Here is a 24,783-nt window from a genome sequence, read left to right on the forward strand (position 1 = left end):
TAGCTTATTGCGGTGTTAATCGCCGTTATGCAAAGGTAATGTAAATTGGTTGATTTACAGATATTAATTTTAACGGCGATAATCGCCGTTAAAATTAATTTATATAAACTTTGCTTTAAAAAAGTTTATATAAATTATAAAAACCATGACTTTCAGGGTTTATATTGATAACTTTTTTTCGATTAATTTAGGTATATTCCTAAGTCAATTGTAAAAGTGATTCTGGATTTGATTAAATGCGTAGCTTAAGTGAATATAAATGATATTTATAAAATTAATTTTAAGATTACCCCACTTTAACTTCCAATTTAAATTTGATTTTAATATTTGTGTAAATATATCTTCAGTAGGATTAAATAATATTAGCATGAAATCAAAAGGTCCTAATCTTACAAGAAAAAATAAAAAGAAGCTCAAAACAGAGGCTGAAAAGGAAGAAGCTCTGGTTGAGTTAATTATTCGAATGATTGTTGAAGCAACTCTAAAAGAGATATATGAAGAAAATCAAAAAATTGAAAAAGATAAAAATCAGAAATGAATGTAGTGTTAATTGTTTGTTTTTCAGATTGTTAAGGCGTTCGATTATCGTTGACTCTCTAGTTTTTTTAAACAATTTTGGTGTTTTTTTAGCAATAAACTGTGTCGAATACTTATTTTTTAAACTTATAACTGATTGATTTGCAATGTTTTGATAAAAAAAAAGGGGAAGGTGTTCGATACCTTCCCTTTTGTGGAGTCGCCGAGAATCGAACTCGGGTCCAAACAAGCAACTAAAAGGCTTTCTACACGCTTATTTCCTGATTGGGTTTTCGATGTTGAGCTAGGTCAGAAACAACCACTCAACACTTATCTTCTTAGTTTCGATTACCACTCGAAGCTCATGGTAATCTAGGTTTATTTTTACGGTTCCCCTGTACTGACCGCCACAAACCAAGGCTTTCAAGGAGAATCCAGCTTTCCTACCTTGTAGGAACGTGGCGCAATCGTACTATAATTCGGATTATGCAGCTAAAGCGTAGTTATTTTCGCCGTGTAAAAGTGTGAGATCTTATATTTACGAGCAAGGTCTCAATGCTCGACGTGCTTACTTTTCAATTCGACTTGCTGTCAAAACCAGTCGACCCCAATATTTTTTGGATTGCAAATATAATCTATTTGAGGTAATAAAAAGTATTTAAATCAAATTCTATGCCTATTTTTTAAAAAATGGATTTTCCTTATTCTTCGTCCTCCAGTTTAAACGGGTAATCTCCAAAAAGCGTTGCAAGCTTTCTGACCGAATACGTACTTCTTGTCATTTTATTGGATAAAGCAATGATGACCACTTTTTCTTTTGGAAGTGTGATGTATGAGGAGGTGTTTCCATGCCACCAACCGTTATGAAAATAAAAATTTTGACCTGTTTCCCAATTGATCATTCGAATGCCTAAACCATAGTTTTTGGTTCCTTTTCGTTCGTTACTATAGGGGGTAAAAACTTGCTTCCAAAGATCTGGTGAAATGAAAGAGCCTGTATTTCTGGCTAAATCAAATTTTAATAGATCTCTTGGAGTAGAGTAGATGTTTTTGTCGCCATACACTCCGTCTAAGTAATCAATTCCAATTTCAACTTTGTTGGTTTTATATGACGGGACTATTTTCTTTTTGTCTTTGGTAATGTCAAACACAAAACTGTGGGTCATTCCCAACGGTTGGAAAATCATTTTGTGCATTGCATCGATATACGTTGTATGAGTTATTTTTTCAATAATCAAAGCCAAAATCGCATAGTTGGTATTGCAATAGGCAAAACGACTATCTGTTTTAAACTCTAAACTGATATCTTTTGTAGCCATTAAATCCAATACATCTTGGTTGGTTAATGTTTTTTTACGATCCCAAATATTAGCTTTCCTATCCGTAAAGTAAGCATAGTTTCGAATTCCAGAACGGTGATTCAATAAGGTGCGTACTGTAATTTCAGGATACGGAAAGGTTTCAAGAATACTGTTAACCTTTTGGTCCAAATCCAAGCGTTTGGCATTGACTAATTTCAAAATCAATGTGGCCGTTAGCACTTTACTCACAGATGCAATATGCAAAGGAGTTTCGCTTGTAATAGTATCTTTATCTCTAAAATTTCCATAACCATTGTATTTTTCATAAATGATTTGGCCGTTTTGAGCTACTAAAAAACTCCCATTCATAGAATTGTTGGGCCAGGTTTTTTGATAAAACGTAGCGATTTTTGCCTTTTTTTCTTGAATGTAATTTGCACTGAGTTGGGTGCTATCTTTTGGTGCTGGCTTTAATATGGGTAGAACGTTTTTCGGAAGCTGGTCGTCTGTAAGCTCTACTTTTTTAATTTCTTTTGCACAAGAAATTATGGTTAAAGATACGAGGAGTAATTGTGCTATATTTGCTTTTTTGAGAAGTGCCATCTAAAGTAAAATTGAAAGGGGCAAATATATAGATTCCTTTACATTTTTTCTTTCTTGTTTTTTTTCTATTGCTACATTTAGGATAACTTTAATATTCCTCCAAAGACATAGCGTATTGGTGTTCAATATTAATTTGTTTTTTTTGTAATGAAAATCAAAATAAAAAAAGGCTATTCTTATTACTATTGTTATATTTGTAACAATAATTCAATCGTAAGTTAAATTAATTATCGTATAAATACTGTAAAATGAAATTTGGAATTATAAAAGAAAGGAAAAATCCACCAGACAAACGTGTTGTTTTTTCTCCTAATGAAATAAAAATATTACAAGAACAATTTCCAGATCTTATTTTTAAAGTCGAACCTTCGGATATTCGTGTTTTTAGTGATGCATCTTATCAGGATCAAGGAATAGCGGTAACCGATGATTTGTCGGATTGTGAAGTATTATTTGGGGTAAAAGAAGTGCCAGTAGAGTGGTTGATTCCTGATAAAAAATACTTCTTTTTTTCGCACACAATCAAAAAACAGCCTTATAATCGAAAATTATTGCAAGCTGTTTTAGAAAAAAACATTGAACTGTATGATCATGAAACCATTGTGGACGCTTCGAATAGACGATTGATTGGTTTTGGAAGGTATGCAGGAATTGTGGGTGCCTACAATGCTATTCGAGCTTTCGGAATTAAGTTTGAATTGTTTAAAATGCCGAAAGCTTGTACTTTGAATGGAAAAGAAGATCTAGTGCGTCAATTAAAGCGCCAAATTCTTCCTCCAATAAAAATTGTGGTCACTGGTAAAGGTAAAGTCGGAGTGGGAATACAAGAAATTTTGACGGCAATGAAAATTAAAGAAGTTTCGGTAGAAAATTTTTTGAATAAAAATTATTCTAGTGCTGTTTTTACCCAAATTGAAGTTTTGGACTACAATAAAAGACTGGATGGTACTACGATCGATACAAACGATTTTTACAAAAATCCCCAAGATTATGGTTCTGATTTTGAGAAATTCACCAAAGTATCCGATATTTATATCTCAGGACATTTTCATGGCAATGGTGCTCCAGACATTCTAACGCAAAAAATGTTACAAGCTAGTGATTGTAAAATAAAAGTGGTTGCTGATGTTTCCTGCGATGTAAACGGACCTATTGCTTGTACACTCCGAGCTTCAACTATTGAAGAGCCATTGTATGGGTATTTACCCTCCGAGCATAAAGAAGTTGATGTGTTTCATCCTGCAGCTATTGTGGTAATGGCCGTAGATAACTTGCCTTGTGAATTGCCGAAAGATGCCAGCGAAGGTTTTGGTCAGATGTTTGCACAACATGTAATTCCAGCCTTTTTTAATGGTGATGCTGACGGAATATTGGCTCGGGCTCGAATGACTCATAACGGGCAATTGACAGAGCGATTCCAGTATTTACAGGAGTATGTGGATGGCAAATAATTGATTTTTAGTTATTTGATAGGATTGCGTAATGATAACGTTATAGTTAAAAAAGCATTCTTAAAAGTTTCTTAAAAATAAAGCTGAGTTTTTATGCTTTTAATTGCTTTAAAACAATATTCCCGCTATATTTGTCGCAACATTCAAAATTCCGGAAAACATGTTTGAATTTTCACAGTATTTAGGTTTCTTGCTTTTTTTAACCATCCTAACCATGGGATTTTGGTTAATGTTTTTCTTAGTTGGTTTCATATCCTATTGGGTAGGAGGCGCTTCTTGGGAAGCTTATAAAGAGAAAAAAGCAAAACAGAAACAAGAAGAAGAATTAGTATAAGCTAATGATCTTAATAAAAAAGGACTCAATTTGAGTCCTTTTTTTTGTGCTTTATCCAAAAAGAAGACCTGCTTAAGCAGGTCTTTTAATTGATTATCCTTGAAATTCCATTTCGCCTTCGTTCATGTTGCGTTTCGGTTTTTCTCTTTCGTTTTTAGGTTTGTTAAAACGATAAGTAAATGAAAGTGTTACTTGTCGGATTCTAAATTGCATTTCTGAATACGATTCAACACTTGGAATGCGTGTTTCTGACATCATTTTTCTACTATTGAAAACATCACTTATGTTGAAGGCAACCGTAGCTTTGTCTTTTAAAATATCTTTACTAAATCCTAAATTCATGGCTAAGATACCCAAACGTTTTCCTTGGGCATTGTCTTGTGGTCCATTGTAGGATAAGTTGGTTTGCCAGTCTATTTTGGCAGGTAACGTGATTTTTGAGGTTAAACGTGCTGACCAAGAAGTAGCATCAAAATCAAAATTTTGAGTAATTACTTCTCCTAAAGAATTAGTGTATACAAAATCGCCACGCGTTTGTACAGCGAAGAAATTAAAGTTACTATTCAATTTCCACCATTTATAAGGCGAATAATTTAATGTGAATTCAAAACCACTTCTTAGCTCTGTACCCAAATTAATAGGAGAGGCTTCAATTACGGGGATTCCATTTACGGTTTCTCCCGATGGGCGTCTCACAAATTGGAAAGCATCTTTGGTTTTGTTAGCATACAATGAAGTACTTAAAGTTAGCTTTTCCCATCTTTTGATGTATCCAAAATCAATCGCATCGGTTAGGGCAGGGTCTAAGTCAGGATTTCCAACAAAAATATTGATGTTGCTCGAGAAGTTGTTGAAAGGGTTTAAGAAACGTCCTCTTGGTCTTTGAATTCGTTTGCTATAACTAATTGACGTACTACTTTTGTCTGATAATTCATAGGTAAAAAAAGCACTTGGAAATAAGTTGCTGTATTTTTTGGTATTGAAATCGTTAGTTTTTAAAAAGTTAATATCAATATTTGAATCTTCATAACGCATACCAAAAAGCATAGAGAGTTTGTTTACTTTTAAGCCATATTGTGTATATAAGGCGTTTACTTTTTCTTTATACTCTAAAAAATTGGTAAAAATACCAACAGAAGTACCACTACTAGTTACAGCATAATCAGTGTTTAAATTCGTAAAGTCACCTCGGTATCCTGCTTCAAATTGTTGTCCTTTTCCTAACGGCAACACATAATCAACCACAAATAAATTTCTTTTTTGATCTTGGTTGTTACGGGAATCATCAAGCTTAACCACTGTAGAATTTGTTGTTTTATCAGTAATTATAGCAGAATTCAAATCTTTATTGCTAGAAATAGAGATATCAACACTCAGCTTATGGCCTTCTTTTTTGAAGTTTTTGATAAAATTAGAAGCGTATTCAAAATTCTCGCTATCACTATTTTCTTTATTTAAACGATTACGGGTAAACTCGTAAACAAAATCTTTGTTATAATTATCTTGAAAGACATTATCCTCGTTATTGCCATTACTTTTTCGGTAATTGATACTATTGGTCCATGAAGTAGATTTATTGATGTACCATTCTATTCCAGCAGTACCATTGTAAGCGCTGTTAAAACGATCGTTTTCTCTGTCTTCGTATACATAATTTTTGGTTGTTCCGTCAGTATTGAAGTATTTTGAATCGTTTAATCCTCGACCAGGATTGTTTCTGTAATTGTAGCCTTGGGTGGTAAACAAATTGAATTTTTCAGTTTTGTAATTCAAAGTTCCGCTCAAACCATGATTGTCTGGATATCCGGTATTAGCTATGAAGGTTCCGTTGAATCCTTGGTTTTTTCCTTTCTTTAGAATGATGTTCAATAATCCACCACCACCTTCGGCATCGTATCTAGCAGAAGGATTGGTTACAACTTCTACTTTTTCGATAGCATCCGCTGGAATTAAACGTAAGGCTTCGGTAATATTAATAGCGTTTGAAGGTCTTCCGTCAATAAGAATTCTCACATTTTCGTTTCCTCTCAAACTTACGTTTCCTTCGGCATCTACTGCTACAGAAGGAATGTTATCTAGAACATCGCTCACTGTTCCTCCTTTAACCATTAAATCAGAACCTACATTATATACTTTTTTATCTAATTTAATATCCACAGTTGTTTTCTCGGCGCGTATCACGACTTCGTTTAGTTGTGCAGCATCTTCTGTTAGGGAGATGAGTCCAAGTGATACGTTATCTGAAATGTTTTTTTGTTTGATTTCAAAAGGCTTAAACGAAATGAATTCTACAATGATATCGTAAGTACCAGCGTTCAGATCTACTGAAAACTCTCCTTTATTGTTTGTAACACCTCCAGCAATAATTTTTGGATTGCTAGTGTTTTTTAAGGTGATTGTAGCGTATTCTAAGGGTTGTTTTGAATTTTTTTCAACAACTCTTCCTGTGACTTTGAGTTTGGTTTTTCCTGGTTGTGCATAACTCGCAATAGTAAAGCAAAGTAGTAATAAGGTAATGAAGTGAGTAAGGTTTTTCATTTTTAGTTTTAATGATTTGGCTTTTTAGACACTTAAAAAGTAAAAAGGTTTCATTCTGAAATCATAATATTTTGTTAAAAAGAAATGATTAATCTTTTAAAAAGTCTAGTGTTTTTGATTCCTCACGGGCAATGATCGCTCGATCTCCTGATACAATAATTGGTCGTTCAATAAGTATGGGATTACTAGACAAGATCAAGATGATTTCAGCTTCGGTTAGTGTTTTTTCTTTGTAGTTTTCGATCCAAATTTTTTCTTTTTGCCTTACTAATGCTATAGCTGGTATGGACAGTTTTTGAAGCAGTATTTTTAATTCCTCTGGTGTAGGTGGAGTGGTGAGATACGAAATGATTTCAAACTCTTGATTCATAGTTGTTAACTGAGCAAGGCAATTTCTGGATTTCCCACATCGTGGATTATGAAAAATTTGTAGCATTTTTAAAGTTATTTTTGAATTTATAAACAAATAAAAGGGTATTTTTAGGCATACAAATCTATGAACTTTATTATAAACCATTCATCAAATTGTTAAACTATGTTTTTAACACAAGGAGTTCTTCCTCATAATCATTTTTACAAATATATTATTGGTTCTGTACTTGTTATAGTGGCATCTCTTATTGGTCAACTCCCGATGTTAGCCGTGATTTATTTTAAATCGATTCAAGATAATTTGCCCTTTCCAGCAACTAACGAAGCTATGATGCATTTTTTAGCCCCAAATGCTACTTTGTTTTTCATGCTATTATCGTTTGTCTTTGCATTGTTGGCTTTTTTTCTGGTGGTTAAAGTGATTCATAAACAATCTATTTTGTCAGTAACTACATCAAGAGCTCAGGTCGATTGGAGTAGGGTTTTTTTCTCTTTTTCAATTTGGGCATTTTTCGCAATTGCATCTACTTTATTGGATTGGTTGTTGTCTCCCAAGGATTATGTATTGAATTTTGATCCCTTGTCTTTTTTGATTCTTTTATTGATTGGAGTGGTTTTTATTCCTATTCAAACCACAACAGAGGAATATGTATTTAGAGGTTATTTAATGCAGGGTTTTGCGAATATGTCTTTGAATAAATGGTTTCCATTAGTCATGACATCTAGTATTTTTGGATTGATGCATTTAGCAAATCCTGAAGTGGTAAAAATGGGCAATAGTATACTGATCTACTATATTGGTACGGGCTTTTTTTTAGGAATTATTACGTTGATGGATGAGGGAATGGAATTGGCTTTGGGTTTTCATGCAGCAAATAATTTGGTTGGCGCTTTATTGGTGACCTCAAATTGGTCCGTTTTTCAGACGCATTCCATTTTAAAAGACGTATCAGAACCATCAGTAGGGTATGATGTATTACTGCCGGTTTTGTTGATATACCCAATTCTTTTGCTTATATTTGGGAGAAAATATCAATGGACTCAATGGAAAAATAAGCTCGCGGGTTCAATTAATAATAGATTATAAATTGCAATAAATTACAACCACTATGAAAACAGTTACATACAAGAATGTTCATAATTATTTTAAGTTTAATGGTGTTCACTTAAATCGCGAACAGTTATGCATGGTAGCTTATTCTTTTATAAAAGAAGGAGCTGAATTTCAAAAATCGTTAGGCGATTTTTTAATTGATTGGTTTGATAATAGGTCTTATATTGAGATCAATACTTCAGGTACGACAGGTGCGCCAAAATTAATTCGTATTGAAAAAGAAGCTATGGTAAGTTCTGCTTTAGCTACAGGTGATTTTTTTGAGTTAAGCCCAGGTAACAAAATTTTACACTGCTTACCTATTGATTATGTTGCTGGTAAAATGATGTTTGTTCGTGCCTTTATTCTAGGTTTGGATATGGATTTTGTAGAACCTAATTCTAATCCTTTGCAGTATAATGATGCAAAATATGATTTTGCTGCCATGGTTCCTTTACAGGCCAAAAATTCAATAGATAAGTTAAAAAATATCAAGAAAATAATAGTCGGAGGGGTGAAAATCCACAAGTCGTTAGAGGATAAGTTAATAAAGTTACCAAATAAAATTTATGAAACTTACGGAATGACTGAGACAATCACACACATTGCTGCTAAAAGAGTAGGGGAAAAAGCTTTTACAACTTTACCGAATGTGACCGTTTCTGTAGATGATAATAATGGTTTAATTGTACATGCTCCGGCTATCAATGCTAATCCAATAGTAACAAATGATATTGTAGAATTGGTTTCAGATACACAATTTATTTGGGTTGGACGATTGGACAATATTATTAATAGCGGTGGAATAAAACTTGTACCTGAAAAAATTGAAGCTAAATTGTCCTCTCAAATACCAAGACGTTATTTTGTAGCAAGTAAACCTGATACTGTTTTGGGAGAAAAAGTAGTTTTGTATGTTGAAGGTGAGCCGATGCCAATTGAGGAGTCTGTTTTTGATGTTTTGGATAAATACGAAAAACCAAAAGAAATTTTATTTGTTCCTGCTTTTGAAGTAACCGCTACTGGAAAAATTATCAGAAAAGAATCGATAGTAGCATAGTTTAAAAATTATAGTAGTTAGTTTAACTTCTATAGTAGAAATAACCAAGAATCATTTAGTACAAATAAATTTCTACTCTTCAACTTAGAGGGGTAGGAAAGGCAATAAAAAAGAGCTGAGAAATCAGCTCTTTTTTTATGTACTAAGTAGTAAGAAATATATATTGTCATAATCATTTAAAAGAGTTTTTGCTACAGATTGAAAAATTAATCTGTGCTAATCTGTGACAAAGAAATTTTTAGCTTTAAAACACGACATCAAATTTTAACCTTAGGTTTGAATGATACCCAGATTAAACTTTTTTTCAATAGGAGCATGATTGGCTGCTTCAATACCCATAGCGATCCAAGTTCGGGTATCCAATGGGTCGATGATAGCATCGGTCCATAATCTAGCGGCGGCGTAATAGGGCGAAACTTGTTCGTCATAGCGAGCTTTAATAGTAGCGAACAATTCGGCTTCTTTGGCCTCGTCTACCACTTCGCCTTTGGCTTTTAGAGAGGAAGCTTCTATTTGCGCTAATACTTTTGCTGCTTGTGTGCCACCCATTACAGCTAATTCTGCACTAGGCCATGCAACAATTAGTCTTGGATCATAAGCTTTGCCACACATGGCGTAATTTCCGGCACCGTAAGAATTTCCAACTATGATGGTGAATTTTGGAACTACAGAATTCGATACAGCATTGACCATTTTGGCGCCATCCTTAATGATTCCGCCATGTTCTGATTTGTATCCCACCATAAATCCGGTGACATCTTGAATAAAAACCAATGGAATTTTCTTTTGGTTGCAATTGGCAATAAAACGAGTGGCTTTATCGGCGGAATCAGAATAAATTACGCCGCCAAATTGCATTTCCCCTTTTTTGGTTTTTACTACTTTGCGCTGATTGGCAACAATACCTACGGCCCAGCCATCAATTCTTGCATACCCCGTTATAATCGTTTGCCCGTAACCGTCTTTATAAGGTTCAAATTCTGAAGCATCAACCAATCGGAGGATAATCTCGTTCATGTCATATTGTTCGTTTCTCGCTTTAGGCAAAATACCATAAATGTCTTTTTGTTCTAAAGTGGGTGGGGCAGATGGAATGCGATTGTAACCTGCTTTTTCGTAATCGCCAATTTTACCCACTATATTTTTAATTTTATCCAAAGCATCTTTGTCATCTTTGGCTTTATAATCGGTTACACCTGATATTTCGCAATGTGTAGTGGCGCCTCCGAGGGTTTCATTGTCAATGGTTTCTCCAATGGCAGCCTTAACCAAATAGCTTCCTGCCAAGAAAATACTCCCCGTTTTATCTACGATCATGGCTTCATCACTCATAATGGGCAAATAAGCTCCTCCGGCGACACAGCTTCCCATCACGGCGGCAATTTGAGTGATGCCCATACTACTCATTTGTGCATTGTTTCGAAAAATTCGCCCAAAGTGTTCTTTGTCAGGAAAGATTTCGTCTTGTAGTGGCAAGTACACACCAGCGCTATCGACTAAGTAAATAATAGGCAACCTGTTTTCCATTGCAATTTCTTGTGCTCTTAGATTTTTTTTGCCTGTAATAGGAAACCATGCTCCTGCTTTTACAGTAGCGTCATTCGCAACTACGATACATTGTTTTCCTTGGATGAAACCTATCTTTATAACAACGCCTCCTGAAGGGCAACCTCCATGTTCAGGGTACATTCCTTCACCAACAAAAGCACCAATTTCAATACTTTCAGCTTTGGCATCTAATAAATAATCAATACGCTCTCTTGCCGTCATTTTGCCTTCGGCATGTAACTTTTCAATTCTTTTTTCGCCACCTCCCAATTTTACTTTACTTAATTTGTGACGCATTTGAGAAAGCAGTAATTTATTGTGGTCTTCGTTTTGATTAAAGTTTAAATCCATAAAGATTGATTGGTTTTTTAAATTGTAAGCTAATTTACAAAAAGGTTTTAATTTCTTTTATGTTTAAATGCATATCAATGTGTTGTTTTTTAATAAAAACAAAAAAGCAGCATAATATGAGGCCACTGAAAAACCTCGTCGAATTTGATAGGCATTGTTTTTAGACAATAAAAAAACGCTTATAATTGGAATTTTACCTTCCTTTTATAAGCGTTTTCTCTTTTTGATTAATTTTATTTGAGATTTTATTGTGGCTACATTTCGATTTATCTAAGTTCATTTTAGATGAATCTGGAAGTAGACCTGATTTGCTACATTAATTTCAGTATTCTTTTTAAATTGACTGTAAAAATAGCCATTGCACCCTGCATTTGCATATTGTCTATACCGTACGATAGTGCTCTGTCATAACTGTGTACATTTTTTAACTCACTATTTTTAGCCTCTATCTTGTATCGATGTTTTGCTTTTTCCTTGTAATATTCTGTTTCTTGAAAATCTATTTGGTCTTGATGTAATTTTGATTTTATAGATACCGAATACGTTTTCGTTTTGGCTCCATCTTTATAGCAACCTTCTTTTAAAGGACAAGACTTGCATTTTTTGATATCAAAATAATAAGTATCTACTTGATTTGCCCCGACATCTTTGGTTCCCCCTCGTGCCTTTCGTATTGCCATATGTCCTGCTGGGCAAACAAACCTATCAGCATCTTTATTGTAGTCAAATTTATCTTCATCTTTTCTAAATCCTTGTGCTATCGATGGATTTAGTTTTGCTACTATTTTAATGTTTTGTTCACTTGTTATTTTTAGGTTTTCTTTTCCAGAATAAGCCGCATCGCCAATAATGGTGTCAACATCAATTCCGTTTTCTTGACTAATTTCTAAAAGTTTAGGCAATTCCGGTCCATCGCCTTTTTCTCCTGATGTAACTACGGCCGCTGTAATGATGCGTTCTTGGGTCATTGCCAAATGGGTCTTGTATCCAAAAAAGGAGCTCTCGGCAGATTTATGGCCTATTTTTGCATCGGTATCTTTTGATAGCGTTAAATTTTCTTGAGTATCTTCTAGGGTTTCTTTTAGCAGATTTAATTTTTCTTTCACAGCGGGTATTGAACTTATCGATGGCTCATTTTCGATACGTTTTCCTAAGTCTTTGCAATAAGCTAGTTCCTTTTCTAAATCATTATCGGTATTTTTTTCAGGCATACGTTCTTTGAATTGGTCGTCAAAGATGTATACTGTTTTTCGAAGAAGTTTTGAACGTTCTCTCAATACATCGATAGCTGAAAATGGATTGGATCTTGATAAAGTATGTGTGGCATCAACGATAATAGACCTCGAACGGATGATACCTTTTTCAATAGCGATGGCTACCGTTTTGTTTATCAATAGATTTAATAAATCGGTGTCTTTTAAACGCAGTCTTCTGAATTTTGTCAACGAACTAGAATTGATAACATCGTCTTCTGGATTCATGTCCAAAAAATATTTAAAGGACATATCGTAACGCGAACGCTCTACTACATCAACATCAGAAACGGTATAAATTGTTTTAAGAAGCAGATACTTGAACATACGAACAGGACTTTCTGCCATACGCCCATTATCGGCGCAGTATTTATTCAATAACTCGTCGTAAATAAAGGAAAAATCAATCAAATCATTGATCTTTCTTAAAATATTTTCCTTTGGAACGATTAAATCATACAATGTAGAATGCTCGCTGAATCGTATTGTTTGTTGCTGTACTAACACTTAAAAAATATTAAAATTACAGCTAAATATAATAAAAAAGGAGCAGGAAAGCTAAGCTTTCTACTCCTTTAATTATCGCTTTTATTCCTTAAAGTACTTTTTCAGTGGCCTCCATAATATTGCTGCTTTTTTTGTGAAATTAATAAAATTTTATCCGTTAGGTGTGTTTATTTTCTTGTGTCATTTACTAATTGTTTCAATATTGCCCATTGGCGTAGTGCATCTTTGGCGGCTACGGCAGGATAGCCCAAAACGACTTTTCCTTCAGGAACATCGCAGGTTACGCCTGAACCAGCACCTACAGTAGCTCCCGATCCAATGGTAGTGTGATCTTTGATCGAAGCACTTCCTCCAATAACTACACCGTCTCCAAGTGTTACAGAACCGGCAAGACCGCTATGCCCAGCCATAATACAAAAACGACCCAGTTTACTGTTGTGACCAATTTGTACCAAATTATCAATTTTGCAGCCATCACCAAGTACGGTAGCGCTAAATTTGCCACGATCCACACAAGAATTAGCACCAATTTCAACTGAATTTCCAATGATTACATTGCCAATTTGTGGAATTTTGACCAATCCTTTTTCTTTACACATTCGAAAACCGAAACCGTCTGCTCCAATAGTAGCATTAGGATGGATGATGCAATGGTTGCCAATTTGACAACGTTCTCTCACCACAACTCCTGACCAAAGTACTGTATGGTCTCCGATAAAGGATCCGTCCAAAATAGTCACATTTGGGTAGATGGTTACATTTTTTCCAATAACCACATTGGGTCCAAGATAACATCCTGCACCAACTTTGCTTCCTATTCCTAAAATAACGCTGTCATGAATAGTGGCATTAGGGTGAACATCAAAGTCAAATTGAGGAGGCTCTGGTGCGTAAAGTTGTAGTAATTGTGCCATTGCTAATTCGGCATTTTTTACTTTAATAAACGCTTTGTTTTCTCCAGGCTCTATGCTAATATCTTCGTTTACAATAGCAGCGCTGGCATTTGAAGTAGCCCAATATTTTTCGTATTTTTTGTTGCCAATAAATGAAATTTGATGGGTTGTTGCTAATTCTAATTGTTCGGGTGCAGTAATATGGTGTAATAAGTTGCCAATTAATTGGCCTTGCAAAGCCTCGTTAATTTCTTGAATAGAGTAGGATTTCATTAAAGGGGAAGATGTTTAGGTATATTTGGTTTCAAATAAAAGAATTTGTTATAGACCTACCTAATAATTTAACTTTTAAAAGTTAAAAAAAACTTAAAATAAGAAAAAAATGACTTTTTTGAGTAAACTAAAAACGACTTCAAGAATATATTGAAGTCGTTTTAGTTTTTGGAATACATAGGTTATTCTTCTTCTCTCTGTCCCATCATCATTAGGAATGATTTTAAAAAAGGGTCAATGTTGCCATTCATAACACTATCTACGTCGCTAGTTTCGTGGCCTGTCCGAACGTCCTTTACTAATTTGTAGGGATGCATGACGTAGTTTCGAATTTGTGACCCCCATTCAATTTTCATTTTCTTGGCTTCAATTTCGTCTCTAAGCGCTTGCTTCTTTTTTAATTCAATTTCATATAATTGTGATTTCAACAATTGCATGGCTTTGGTTTTGTTGTCCAATTGAGAACGTGTTTCGGAGTTTTCAATAATGATGCCTGTAGGAAAGTGACGCAAACGAACTGCAGTTTCCACTTTGTTTACGTTTTGACCACCTGCTCCGCTTGAACGCATGGTTTCCCACGAAATATCGGCGGATTAATCTCAATTTGAATAGTATCATCCGCAAGGGATATACATATACGGAAGCAAAAGATGTATGTCTTTTGGCATTACTATCAAAAGGAGAGATACGAACCAAGCGATGTACCCCATTTTCTCCTTTTAAATACCCAAATGAATAATCCCCTTCAAACTCTAAAGTCACGGTTTTGATACCTGCTGATTCTCCTTTTTGAAAGTTCAATTCTTTGATTTTATAGCCATATTTTTCGCCCCACATGATGTACATACGCATCAGCATTTCAGCCCAATCACAACTTTCGGTTCCGCCAGCACCAGCTGTTATTTGTAGTACAGCACTTAAGGTATCGCCTTCGTCAGAAAGCATGTTTTTGAATTCAATTGCCTCAATATGATTTTGAGTGCTTAAATATTGTTCGTCTAATTCTTCGATACTAAGTTCTCCTTCTTTGTAAAAATCAAAAGCGAGTTGCAATTCTTCTGTAAGTGCAACGGCCTTATTGTAATCTTCAATCCACTTTTTTTTGTTTCTCAAGTTTTTTACAATAAGCTCAGCTTCTTTTGTATTATTCCAAAAATCTGGAGCAAAAGTTTTTTCTTCTTCATTGGTAATTTCAATAAGTTTGGTATCTACGTCAAAGATACCTCCTCAACGCACCAAGGCGCTCCACAATACCTTTAATTTGTTCGGTAGTTGTCATAAATTTTAATTAATTTTGTTTTGCAAAAATATAAAAAAAATAGCACAGCACAAGCTAAGGTCTTACTGTGATTGATATAAATACTTCTTATGGAAATTAATTTAGTGAGTGATACTGTGACTAAACCCACTCCCGAAATGTTGCAATATATGTTCAGAGCGGTTGTTGGTGACGATGTCTACAAGCAAGACCCAACAGTAATTGAATTAGAAGCACGTGTAGCGGCCATGTTTGGGATGGAAGCGGGTTTGTTTTTTCCTTCAGGGACTATGGCGAATCAAACGGCGATTAAATTACATACGCAACCTGGAGAACAACTTATTGCAGATAAATATGCCCACGTTTATAATTATGAAGGAGGAGGAGTCTCGTTTAACAGCGGGGTTTCTTGTTGTTTACTAGATGGATCTCGAGGCATGATTACAGCGGCTCAAGTGGCCGAAGCGATAAATGATCCCGAATTTTATCATAGCCCCAAAACCAGTTTGGTGTGTGTAGAAAATACTACTAATAAAGGAGGTGGCGCTTGTTATGAATTAGAAACATTACAACAAATAAAGCAAGTTTGTACTAGCAATAACTTGAAGTTTCATATGGATGGCGCCCGAATTTGGAACGCTTTGGTGGCTAAAAGGCAAAATCCTAAAGAGTACGGAAAATTATTTGATACCATTTCTGTGTGTTTGTCCAAAGGATTAGGCGCACCTATCGGATCAGTTTTGTTGGCCGATAAAGAGACCATTCATAGAGCGCTTCGGGTTCGTAAAATTTTGGGAGGCGGAATGCGTCAAGTAGGATATTTAGCGGCTGCGGGAATTTATGCACTTGAAAACAATATCATGCGATTAACAGAGGATCATCGTCGTGCCAAAGAATTAGGATTATTGCTCAGTAGATTGCCATGGGTTGAATCCGTGGAACCAGTGGAAACGAATATCTTGATTTTTAAAGTGATTCCTAGTTTGAGTGATGCTTTATTGATCGAGAAGTTGCGCCAAAAAAACATTGCAATTAGTTCACTCGGAAAAGGAAAACTTCGAATTGTGACGCATTTGGATTATAGAGAAGTAATGCATTCTTATGTAATAGAAACCTTGCAGCGTTTGTTTGTAGTGTAAAAAAAAAGGATTTATAGTAATTACTGTAAATCCTTTTTTTTGTTTTAATGAAAAGTTACTATTTGAATAGATTATCCATTCCAGGGATCATCGGCATATCCATTTTTGCTACAGCATCAAGTTCTGTTTGATTGACTTGGTTAGCTCTTGAAATTGCCTTGTTCATAACCAAAATCAAATAATCTTCTAATTGTTCTTTGTCTTCTAATAACTCATCCGAAATATGAATCGATTTTACCGCTGTGTTGGCAGTAAGTGTAACTTTTAATAAGCCGTCTGAACTTTGTTCGTCAATCAAAACACTATCCAATCTTTTTTTAGTGTCTTCTATTTTTTGCTGGGTTTCTTTTAGTTTCCCCATCATTCCCATTAAATCCATTTTTGGTTTATTTAAAATTATTAGCGCAAATTTACTATATTGCTGATACATAATCAATAAAATTTATGAAAAGAACCGTTTGTTTCGGGTGCCTTTGTGTTATTTTTGCAGCTTTAATTCCAAAAGTTAAAGCACAAACTATGTCTGAAAATATTCAAGCTCCAATAGCAAAAATTATCCCAAAACAATTAGTAAAACACAAGCATACACGTACTGATAATTATTTTTGGTTGAACGAAAGAGAGAATCCTGAGGTTATTGCTTATTTGAATCAAGAGAACGAATATTACAATGCTAAAACTGCACACACAAAGCAATTTCAAACCGAACTGTTTGAGGAGATGAAGGCGCGTATCAAGGAAGACGATCAATCGGTTCCCTATTTTTATAATGGCTATTACTATATAACTCGCTACGAGAAAGGTCAAGATTATCCTATTTATGCGAGAAAAAAAGAAAGTCTTTCGGCTCCCGAAGAAATTCTCTTCAATTGTAATGAAATGGCTAAAGGGCATTCCTATTTTCAGTTGGGTGGATTAAGTGTGAGTCCTAATAATAAATATGCTTCTTTTGGTATTGATACCCAAGGGAGAAGGATTTATACGATTCAAGTTAAAGATTTAGAAACGGGCGAAATTTTATCCGACACTATCAAAAATGTAACGGGTGGATCGGTTTGGGCCAATGATAATGCGACTCTTTTTTACACCCAACAAGATAAAGTTACTTTACGATCAGACAAGGTGTATCGTCATAAATTAGGGACAGATTCTAAAAAAGATATTTTAGTATTTGACGAAAAAGATGACACTTTCAATGTGTATGTTTATAAAGAAAAGTCAAGAAAATACTTGGTTATTGGTTCTAGTAGTACACTAACTACCGAGTGTAGAATTTTGAATGCTGATCAACCGGAAGGGGAGTTTCAAGTTTTTCAACCTAGAGTTCGTGGTCTAGAATATAGTATTTCACACTATGGAGATTCTTTTTATGTTTTGACAAATAAAGACAAAGCAACGAATTTTAAGTTGATGAAAACTCCTGAAACTACTACTTTAAAAAAGCATTGGAAGGATGTTATCCCACACAGAGAAGAAGTGTTGTTGGAAGGGATTGATATCTTCAAAAATTATTTAGTAGTTGAGGAACGTTCTAATGGTTTGAATCATATTCGTATTATGCCTTGGAGTGGGAGTGGAGATTATTATTTGCCTTTCGATAATGAAACTTACAATGCCTATACCACTACAAATATCGATTTTGATACAGATGTCTTGCGCTATGGTTATCAGTCTATGGCTACGCCTTCGTCTGTGATTGATTTTAATATGGCTACCAAAACCAAAGTAGTTTTAAAAGAGCAACAGGTTCTAGGTGGTACTTTTGACAAAAACAACTATGTCGAAGAGAGAGTTTGGGCTACGGCTACTGATGGTACCAAAGTGCCTATTTCAATGGTTTATCATAAATCAGTTCAGAAAGATGGTAAAAATCCGTTGTTATTGTATGCTTATGGCTCTTATGGAAACACTATGGAACCTTATTTTTCATCTACTCGATTGACTTTATTGGATAGAGGATTTGTCTATGCAATCGCTCATATTCGTGGAGGTGAAGATTTAGGAAGAAAATGGTATGAAGACGGGAAATTATTGCATAAAAAAAATACGTTTACTGATTTTATCGATTGCTCAAAATTTGTGATAGAACAAAAATACACTTCGGCTTCTCATTTGTATGCCGAAGGTGGTTCGGCAGGAGGATTACTGATGGGAGCTATCGTGAATATGTCGCCTGAATTGTACCACGGTGTAATTGCTCAAGTTCCTTTTGTGGATGTTATTACCACCATGTTAGATGATAGCATTCCATTAACAACAGGGGAGTACGACGAATGGGGGAATCCAAACAGTAAAAAATATTACGATTATATGTTGTCGTATTCACCTTATGATAATGTCAAAGAGCAAAAATACCCTAACATGTTTGTTTCAACTGGCTTGCACGATTCTCAAGTGCAGTATTGGGAACCTGCAAAATGGGTGGCTAAATTGAGAACTGTAAAAAAGGGGGATACCGCCTTGTATCTAGTAACCAATATGGATGCAGGACATGGTGGGGCTTCAGGTCGATTTGAGTCCTTGAAAGAGTTGGCAAGAGAGTTTAGTTTTTTGCTAGATTTAGAGAAAATTAATAAGTAATTGAATTTTTTTGTTAGATTTGTATCTTACCTTCTTGTTTGATTCACAACTCAGGTTAACATTTATTTATGAAAGAAGAAATAAACGCTTTTAATAATGTTTTAGAATTAATAGGAAATACTCCTCTTATAAAGCTAAATAGTGTAACAAAAGAATTAAAAGGTAACTTTTATGCAAAAGTTGAGGCTTTCAATCCAGGGCATTCATCTAAAGATCGAATTGCTTTGTATATCATTGAAGAGGCAGAACGAAAAGGCATTTTGACTCCTGGCGATACTATAATTGAAACGACTTCAGGGAATACGGGATTTAGTCTTGCCATGGTGAGCATTATCAAGGGATACAATTGTATTTTAGCGGTGAGTTCCAAATCATCTAAAGATAAGATTGATATGCTCAGAAGCTTGGGCGCTAAAGTATATGTTTGTCCTGCTCATGTATCAGCCGATGATGAGCGTTCCTATTATAACGTAGCGAAAAGACTGCACGAAGAAACGAAAGGATCGGTTTATATCAATCAGTATTTTAATCAATTGAATATTGATGCCCATTATTTAACTACGGGACCAGAAATTTGGAAACAAACCAATGGTAAAATCACCCACTTAGTAGCTTGTAGCGGAACAGGAGGTACCATTTCAGGTACTGCCAAGTATTTGAAAGAACAAAATCCTGCCATTAAAATATTAGGCGTTGATGCCTTTGGATCAGTGCTTAAAAAATACCATGAAACCAAAGAGTTTGATAGTGCCGAAATTTATCCATATCGTATTGAAGGTTTGGGGAAAAATTTAATCCCAACGGCTACTGATTTTGATGTTATTGATAAATTCATGAAAGTCACCGATGAAGAAAGTGCCCATTCCACCAGAGAATTAGCTCGCAAAGAAGGACTTTTTGTAGGCTATACTTCTGGGGCAGTGTTGCAAGCTATAAAACAATATGCTGAGGAAGGTGAATTTGACCAAAATAGTAATATAATTGCTATTTTTCCGGATCATGGCTCACGGTATATGAGTAAGGTATTTAGTGACGATTGGATGAATGATCAAGGTTTTTTTGACAGTATCAATGAAGAGGAAGTTCAAAAAATAGAGTTTATTAAGTAATAATACAAGTAAGCGTCTCTGTTCAGGAGACGCTTTTTTTACAGTTTTTTTTTAAAATAACTGACAATTATCAGGTTGTAAATTGATAGATTCAGCTATATTTGAGTAACAAACTAAAACGATTTCGCTATGAAAACTAATGTCACTTTTTTATTCATTTTTCTTTTTTTTAGTATTGGAAGTACTACTGTTTTTGCCCAAGATTCTGATTGGAAAGCGCCAAAATCAGCCGATGCAATAAAGAATCCTCTGGCCGGAAATAGTAAAGCTACTGCTGAGGGAAAACGTATTTATGAACAAATGTGTGTTTTGTGTCATGGAATAAAAGGAAAAGGAAATGGAGAAGCGGGACTAACACTAGATAAAAAACCAGCTAATTTTTTAGCCTTTAAAGTAAAAAAAGAAACAGATGGTGTTATTTATTGGAAAATCACCAATGGAAAATCACCAATGGCGGGTTATGAAGAACTTCTTACTGAAGATCAACGTTGGCAATTGGTAAATTATATTCGGGCCTTAGAAAAATAACGTAAAAAGAAACTCCAATCAAAAAGCAATCTAAAATAATTGCAAATAAGATACACGAACGTTTGCATCGTGATCCTAAATATGTGCCGCATCATTGGCGTGTCTTACCTAATATTGTTATTAATTCCATTTGCTTTTTGTTGTCAGCAGTGGTTGTTTTTACGCTAATGTATTGGCTGGTTAGGTACATACTCACCGTATTTTATCATTTGCAATAAAAATTTTGAATGCTGTTACTTTTGTATCTTTCGAACCGACTTTTTTTGGGGAAGAAGTCGGTTTTTGTATGGATACAACCCTTCTTTGATTATTTTAAACCCAGAATCCGCATTAGATTTCGTAGCGAAACTGAATTATTCAATAAAAGCAGGAGCTCACGGACTATTTTTGAAGAAGGAATACTTTTGTATTTTGAATTTAAAAATAGGAGTAAGTTCATGGTTTTGAAGAAGAATTTAGTTGTAGTAGATTTCTAATGCGGAATCTGGGTTAAAAGTAAAGCGCAACCACTAAAATACAATCGGAGTCATTCTTGGTTTTTTTTGTATTTTAGCCAAAAATAATACAGATGCTGTCACAAAAAACGAAATACGCTTTAAAAGCTCTACTCTATTTGGCCCAACAAGAAGAGGGAATTATTGTGAAAACTAATGCTATTTCTGAAGAAGCTTCTATTCCTAAAAAATTTTTAGAGCAGATTCTTTTGGATTTAAAACGTGCCCATTTAGTAGGAAGTAAGCAAGGCAAATTAGGAGGGTATTATCTTTTGAAATCCAAAAACGAAATCACTTTAGCGGATGTGTATCGATTATTTGATGGTGCTATTGCACTTCTTCCTTGTGCTTCACTCAACTTTTATGAACCTTGTAGTGATTGTAAAAATGAAGCAACTTGCCATCTGCGTCATAGTTTAATTTCTGTTCGTGAAGAAACTTTGCGATCCATGCAAAACATTACTATTGCTTCCATAGTATCGAATTAATATACTTCTTTTTGATTTATGACTTGTTTTTTTAAGTGTTTTGTGAGTTTTATTCGTAATTTAGAACTTGCTTAACATTTTGTGACTAGATATTTGTTACTTTTATTTTAAGTAAATGAATTGTATTTTAGTATCGTGATCCTCTTTGCTATTTTAGGAAAAAATGATGTATAAACAGATGAAATTAAAAGTAAAATGACAAAAAGAAACATCATTATTGGCTCTATAATTGCCGGTGTAATAAATTTAATCATCAATACTACGCGCTACTGGTATGCTATGGGGGAGCAGTATCCTACCATTTTTTTAACTCAAGATAGTATTTCAAGCACAGTACCTTCGGTTTTTTCAAAAGCTGTGCCTTTGGCGGTTTCCTTATGCTTTTTTGTGACTTCCATTGCTTTTTTAACCACAAAAATGAAAGATAAACCGTCCTATTTTCCAGGCTATTTTCTGAAAGCACTTAAACACTGCGTATTTGCGTTTGGTTTAGTAACTATTTTTGCGGTTTTATTTCAAAAATATTTCGGTGCAATCGAGGTTTCTCACCGCACGGCTTCCATTGTAACAGGAATAGTCTCTGGTTTTGTAGCAACTTTGGTAGATTATGAAACCAAAACAAGTTTGCATTTAGATCGAGAATAAATACGTTTATTTAGCTCAAAGTTTTCTTTATTAATTTAAATGGTAATACAATGAAACCATCTAAAACTATTGTAATTACAGGTTCGCAAACAGGAATGGGGCTGGCTAGTAGATTGTATTTTGAACAACACGGGGTGCAAATAATTGGCGTAACCAATACCGACGATGCTGAAATTCAGGCCGATTTGTCCACAATTGAAGGAGTTGATCAAGCGGTGCAAGAAATTGTAAAATTGAGTAATGGAAAAATTGATGGTATTTTTGCCAATGCTGGTGCGGGAGGGGAGAATGCATCACTTGTATTTGGTTTGAATTTCATAGGAATTGTTAGAATGTTAGAAGGCTTGCAACCGTATTTAAAACAATCTGGAAACGGTAGAGTAGTAATTAATGCGTCTAATTCGGTAGTGATTACTCCCGGAATTCCTAATGAAGTGGTGGATGCTCTAGTGAATTTTGATCTTGACAGCGCTTTTGAATTAATTAAAGAAAAACCCTTTTGGACTTATCAGGTGAGTAAAACGGCTATTACAAAATGGGCACGTCAAAATGCATTCAAAGAAGCGTGGGCAGGCAGTAATATTTCGATGAATTTAATTGCTCCAGGGGTGGTTTTGACGCCCATGATCGAACATGATTTAAAGGATCCGAGAAAAGCCGAAGGAATCAATAAATTGCCCAGACCCTTAGGTGATTTTTGTAAACCCGAAAACATAGCGCCTTTGGTTAAATTTTTATTAGTAGACGACTCGCGATTTATTATTGGTCAATATATTGTGATTGACGGAGGAACGGAAGTGACTTGGCGAGGGGATGAACATCCTAAGACATGGGACATAAGTTTTGAAGATTTTGCTAAATTGTAACTGTTAGATTTGTAGTATTTTGTTGTTTCAAACGTGTACTTGTATTTGATTATACAGGGAACACGTTTTTTTGATGAAATTCACACAAAAAAAACCTTAAAAAGTAGTATTCAAACCTAACTTTATTGCTTATTTTTGGCTCACAAAAAAATAAATCAACACACTATGAGTTCATTTGACGTAGTCATTATAGGTTCTGGTCCTGGAGGATATGTGTCAGCAATTCGTTGCGCACAATTAGGTTTCAAAACCGCAATTATCGAGAAATACTCCACACTTGGAGGAACCTGTTTAAATGTTGGATGTATTCCATCTAAAGCGCTTTTAGCTTCTTCACATCATTATGATGAAATTAAACATTTTGCCGATCACGGAATTGAACTTTCTGGTGCCGTTAAAGTGAATTTAGAGAAAATGATTGCTCGCAAACAAGCAGTTGTGGATCAAACTTCTGGAGGTGTTCAGTTTTTGATGGATAAAAATAAAATCACAGTTTTTAACGGTTTGGGTTCATTTGTAGACGCGACTCACGTTGCGGTTGCCAAAGCTGACGGAACTTCTGAAACCATTGAAGCCAAAAATATCATTATCGCAACAGGTTCTAAACCTTCTTCTTTACCTTTTATCTCAATCGATAAAGAAAGAATAATTACTTCAACCGAAGCTTTAAAATTAAAAGAAGTGCCTAAACACCTTGTAATTATTGGTGGAGGTGTAATTGGAATTGAATTAGGGCAAGTGTATTTACGTCTTGGTGCGCAAGTATCTGTTGTGGAATTTATGGACAGAATCATTCCAGGAATGGACGCTTCATTGTCTAAAGAATTGACCAAAGTCCTTAAAAAACAAGGAATGAAGTTCTACACTTCTCACAAAGTACAATCGGTAGAAAGAGCTGGTGATGTGGTAACTGTGAAAGCTGAAAATGCTAAAGGTGAAATCATCACTTTAGAAGGAGATTACTCTTTAGTTTCTGTAGGTCGTCGTCCTTATACTGACGGATTGAATGCAGATAAAGCGGGTGTAAAAATCTCTGACAGAGGTCAAATCGAAGTGAATGACCACTTGCAAACATCTACTCCAAACATCTACGCTATTGGTGATGTGGTGCGTGGCGCGATGTTGGCTCACAAAGCTGAGGAAGAAGGTACAATGATAGCTGAAATCTTAGCAGGTCAAAAACCACATATCGATTATAATTTAATTCCTGGTGTTGTCTACACTTGGCCAGAAGTTGCTGCTGTTGGACAAACAGAAGAACAATTGAAAGCGGCAGGAGTAGCCTACAAAGTGGGTAATTTCCCTTTCAAAGCTTTGGGTCGTGCACGTGCTAGTGCAGATTTAGATGGTTTTGTAAAAATCCTTGCTGATGCGAAAACGGATGAAGTTCTTGGTGTTCATATGATTGGAGCTAGAACAGCCGATTTGATTGCAGAAGCAGTGACTGCTATGGAATTTAAAGCTTCAGCCGAAGATATTTCTAGAATGTCACACGCGCATCCTACTTTTGCGGAAGCGATAAAAGAAGCGGCATTAGCTGCTACAGACAATAGAGCGTTACACGTATAAAAGCGTAACTTTCA

Annotated in this window: 20 protein-coding genes, 1 other RNA gene and 1 pseudogene; 13 read left to right on the forward strand and 9 right to left on the reverse strand. The window is 35.0% G+C overall.

Annotated features, from left to right (window positions below; translation table 11 throughout):
• The first annotated feature begins 367 nt into the window (after nucleotides 1-367).
• Nucleotides 368-538 carry a hypothetical protein gene (locus BXU11_RS17845; protein WP_155959416.1) on the forward strand — a complete coding sequence of 57 codons (171 nt, stop codon included), beginning with the start codon at nucleotides 368-370 and terminating at the stop codon, nucleotides 536-538.
• A gap of 190 nt (nucleotides 539-728) precedes the next feature.
• On the opposite strand, the gene ssrA is transcribed toward BXU11_RS17845, so the two are convergent.
• Both ssrA and BXU11_RS08160 read right to left on the reverse strand, forming a co-directional pair.
• Nucleotides 729-1,125: a transfer-messenger RNA gene (gene ssrA, locus BXU11_RS08155) on the reverse strand.
• 92 nt (nucleotides 1,126-1,217) lie between these two features.
• Entirely contained in the window at nucleotides 1,218-2,420 is a 1,203-nt protein-coding gene (locus BXU11_RS08160; protein WP_078211918.1) for a serine hydrolase, read from the reverse strand.
• Nucleotides 2,421-2,668: 248 nt separating this feature from the next.
• Here BXU11_RS08160 and BXU11_RS08165 point away from each other — a divergent pair, with 248 nt between their 5' ends.
• Both BXU11_RS08165 and BXU11_RS17850 read left to right on the forward strand, forming a co-directional pair.
• The gene (locus tag BXU11_RS08165; RefSeq protein ID WP_024981740.1) at nucleotides 2,669-3,871 is read left to right on the forward strand and encodes an NAD(P)-dependent oxidoreductase; all 1,203 of its coding nucleotides are present in this window, start codon (nucleotides 2,669-2,671) and stop codon (nucleotides 3,869-3,871) included.
• Nucleotides 3,872-4,031: 160 nt separating this feature from the next.
• Nucleotides 4,032-4,205, forward strand: coding sequence for a hypothetical protein (locus BXU11_RS17850; RefSeq protein ID WP_024981741.1), 174 nt, complete (start codon nucleotides 4,032-4,034; stop codon nucleotides 4,203-4,205).
• 93 nt (nucleotides 4,206-4,298) lie between these two features.
• Here BXU11_RS17850 and BXU11_RS08170 read toward each other — a convergent pair whose 3' ends face one another.
• Both BXU11_RS08170 and BXU11_RS08175 read right to left on the reverse strand, forming a co-directional pair.
• Complete coding sequence (locus BXU11_RS08170) at nucleotides 4,299-6,743, reverse strand: outer membrane beta-barrel family protein (protein WP_078211920.1); 2,445 nt, start codon at nucleotides 6,741-6,743, stop codon at nucleotides 4,299-4,301.
• 88 nt (nucleotides 6,744-6,831) lie between these two features.
• Nucleotides 6,832-7,179, reverse strand: a complete 348-nt coding sequence (locus tag BXU11_RS08175; RefSeq protein ID WP_078211922.1) for an ArsC/Spx/MgsR family protein — start codon at nucleotides 7,177-7,179, stop codon at nucleotides 6,832-6,834.
• A 99-nt stretch (nucleotides 7,180-7,278) separates the two neighbouring features.
• On the opposite strand from BXU11_RS08175, the gene BXU11_RS08180 reads away from it, so the two are divergent.
• Nucleotides 7,279-8,202 carry a CPBP family intramembrane glutamic endopeptidase gene (locus BXU11_RS08180; protein WP_078211924.1) on the forward strand — a complete coding sequence of 308 codons (924 nt, stop codon included), beginning with the start codon at nucleotides 7,279-7,281 and terminating at the stop codon, nucleotides 8,200-8,202.
• Between the two features lie 22 nt (nucleotides 8,203-8,224).
• A complete protein-coding gene (locus BXU11_RS08185; RefSeq protein ID WP_078211926.1) occupies nucleotides 8,225-9,268 on the forward strand; it encodes an AMP-binding protein in 1,044 nt (347 codons plus the stop codon).
• Between the two features lie 270 nt (nucleotides 9,269-9,538).
• Here BXU11_RS08185 and BXU11_RS08190 read toward each other — a convergent pair whose 3' ends face one another.
• The 4 genes and pseudogenes from BXU11_RS08190 to prfB all read right to left on the reverse strand — a co-directional run bounded on the left by BXU11_RS08190 (nucleotide 9,539) and on the right by prfB (nucleotide 15,372).
• Nucleotides 9,539-11,167, reverse strand: a complete 1,629-nt coding sequence (locus BXU11_RS08190; protein ID WP_078211928.1) for an acyl-CoA carboxylase subunit beta — start codon at nucleotides 11,165-11,167, stop codon at nucleotides 9,539-9,541.
• A gap of 311 nt (nucleotides 11,168-11,478) precedes the next feature.
• A complete protein-coding gene (locus tag BXU11_RS08195) occupies nucleotides 11,479-12,927 on the reverse strand; it encodes an IS1182 family transposase (protein ID WP_078211930.1) in 1,449 nt (482 codons plus the stop codon).
• A 167-nt stretch (nucleotides 12,928-13,094) separates the two neighbouring features.
• A complete protein-coding gene (lpxD, locus tag BXU11_RS08200) occupies nucleotides 13,095-14,093 on the reverse strand; it encodes a UDP-3-O-(3-hydroxymyristoyl)glucosamine N-acyltransferase (protein ID WP_024981747.1) in 999 nt (332 codons plus the stop codon).
• Nucleotides 14,094-14,275: 182 nt separating this feature from the next.
• Nucleotides 14,276-15,372, reverse strand: a pseudogene (gene prfB / locus BXU11_RS08205) (peptide chain release factor 2).
• 89 nt (nucleotides 15,373-15,461) lie between these two features.
• Between prfB and BXU11_RS08210 the strand changes: the two are divergent.
• Nucleotides 15,462-16,490 carry a low specificity L-threonine aldolase gene (locus BXU11_RS08210; protein ID WP_024981748.1) on the forward strand — a complete coding sequence of 343 codons (1,029 nt, stop codon included), beginning with the start codon at nucleotides 15,462-15,464 and terminating at the stop codon, nucleotides 16,488-16,490.
• A 58-nt stretch (nucleotides 16,491-16,548) separates the two neighbouring features.
• On the opposite strand, the gene BXU11_RS08215 is transcribed toward BXU11_RS08210, so the two are convergent.
• Nucleotides 16,549-16,869 carry a YbaB/EbfC family nucleoid-associated protein gene (locus tag BXU11_RS08215; RefSeq protein WP_078212165.1) on the reverse strand — a complete coding sequence of 107 codons (321 nt, stop codon included), beginning with the start codon at nucleotides 16,867-16,869 and terminating at the stop codon, nucleotides 16,549-16,551.
• Between the two features lie 140 nt (nucleotides 16,870-17,009).
• Here BXU11_RS08215 and BXU11_RS08220 point away from each other — a divergent pair, with 140 nt between their 5' ends.
• The 7 genes from BXU11_RS08220 (at nucleotide 17,010) to lpdA (ending at nucleotide 24,769) form a co-directional block, all read left to right on the forward strand.
• On the forward strand, nucleotides 17,010-19,070 hold the full coding sequence (locus BXU11_RS08220; protein ID WP_223253698.1) for a S9 family peptidase: 2,061 nt from the start codon (nucleotides 17,010-17,012) through the stop codon (nucleotides 19,068-19,070).
• A gap of 68 nt (nucleotides 19,071-19,138) precedes the next feature.
• Nucleotides 19,139-20,179, forward strand: a complete 1,041-nt coding sequence (locus tag BXU11_RS08225) for a PLP-dependent cysteine synthase family protein (RefSeq protein ID WP_078211934.1) — start codon at nucleotides 19,139-19,141, stop codon at nucleotides 20,177-20,179.
• A gap of 129 nt (nucleotides 20,180-20,308) precedes the next feature.
• Complete coding sequence (locus BXU11_RS08230) at nucleotides 20,309-20,707, forward strand: cytochrome c (protein ID WP_024981752.1); 399 nt, start codon at nucleotides 20,309-20,311, stop codon at nucleotides 20,705-20,707.
• Between the two features lie 568 nt (nucleotides 20,708-21,275).
• Nucleotides 21,276-21,689 carry an Rrf2 family transcriptional regulator gene (locus BXU11_RS08235; protein ID WP_024982624.1) on the forward strand — a complete coding sequence of 138 codons (414 nt, stop codon included), beginning with the start codon at nucleotides 21,276-21,278 and terminating at the stop codon, nucleotides 21,687-21,689.
• Nucleotides 21,690-21,884: 195 nt separating this feature from the next.
• Nucleotides 21,885-22,334: a hypothetical protein gene (locus BXU11_RS08240; protein WP_024982623.1), complete on the forward strand. Its 450-nt coding sequence runs from the start codon at nucleotides 21,885-21,887 to the stop codon at nucleotides 22,332-22,334.
• A 50-nt stretch (nucleotides 22,335-22,384) separates the two neighbouring features.
• Nucleotides 22,385-23,200 carry an SDR family oxidoreductase gene (locus tag BXU11_RS08245; RefSeq protein WP_024982622.1) on the forward strand — a complete coding sequence of 272 codons (816 nt, stop codon included), beginning with the start codon at nucleotides 22,385-22,387 and terminating at the stop codon, nucleotides 23,198-23,200.
• Nucleotides 23,201-23,365: 165 nt separating this feature from the next.
• The gene (gene lpdA, locus BXU11_RS08250; RefSeq protein WP_078211936.1) at nucleotides 23,366-24,769 is read left to right on the forward strand and encodes a dihydrolipoyl dehydrogenase; all 1,404 of its coding nucleotides are present in this window, start codon (nucleotides 23,366-23,368) and stop codon (nucleotides 24,767-24,769) included.
• Nucleotides 24,770-24,783 lie beyond the last annotated feature (14 nt).

Source organism: Flavobacterium sp. LM5, from assembly GCF_002017945.1.
GTDB classification, from domain to species: domain Bacteria; phylum Bacteroidota; class Bacteroidia; order Flavobacteriales; family Flavobacteriaceae; genus Flavobacterium; species Flavobacterium succinicans.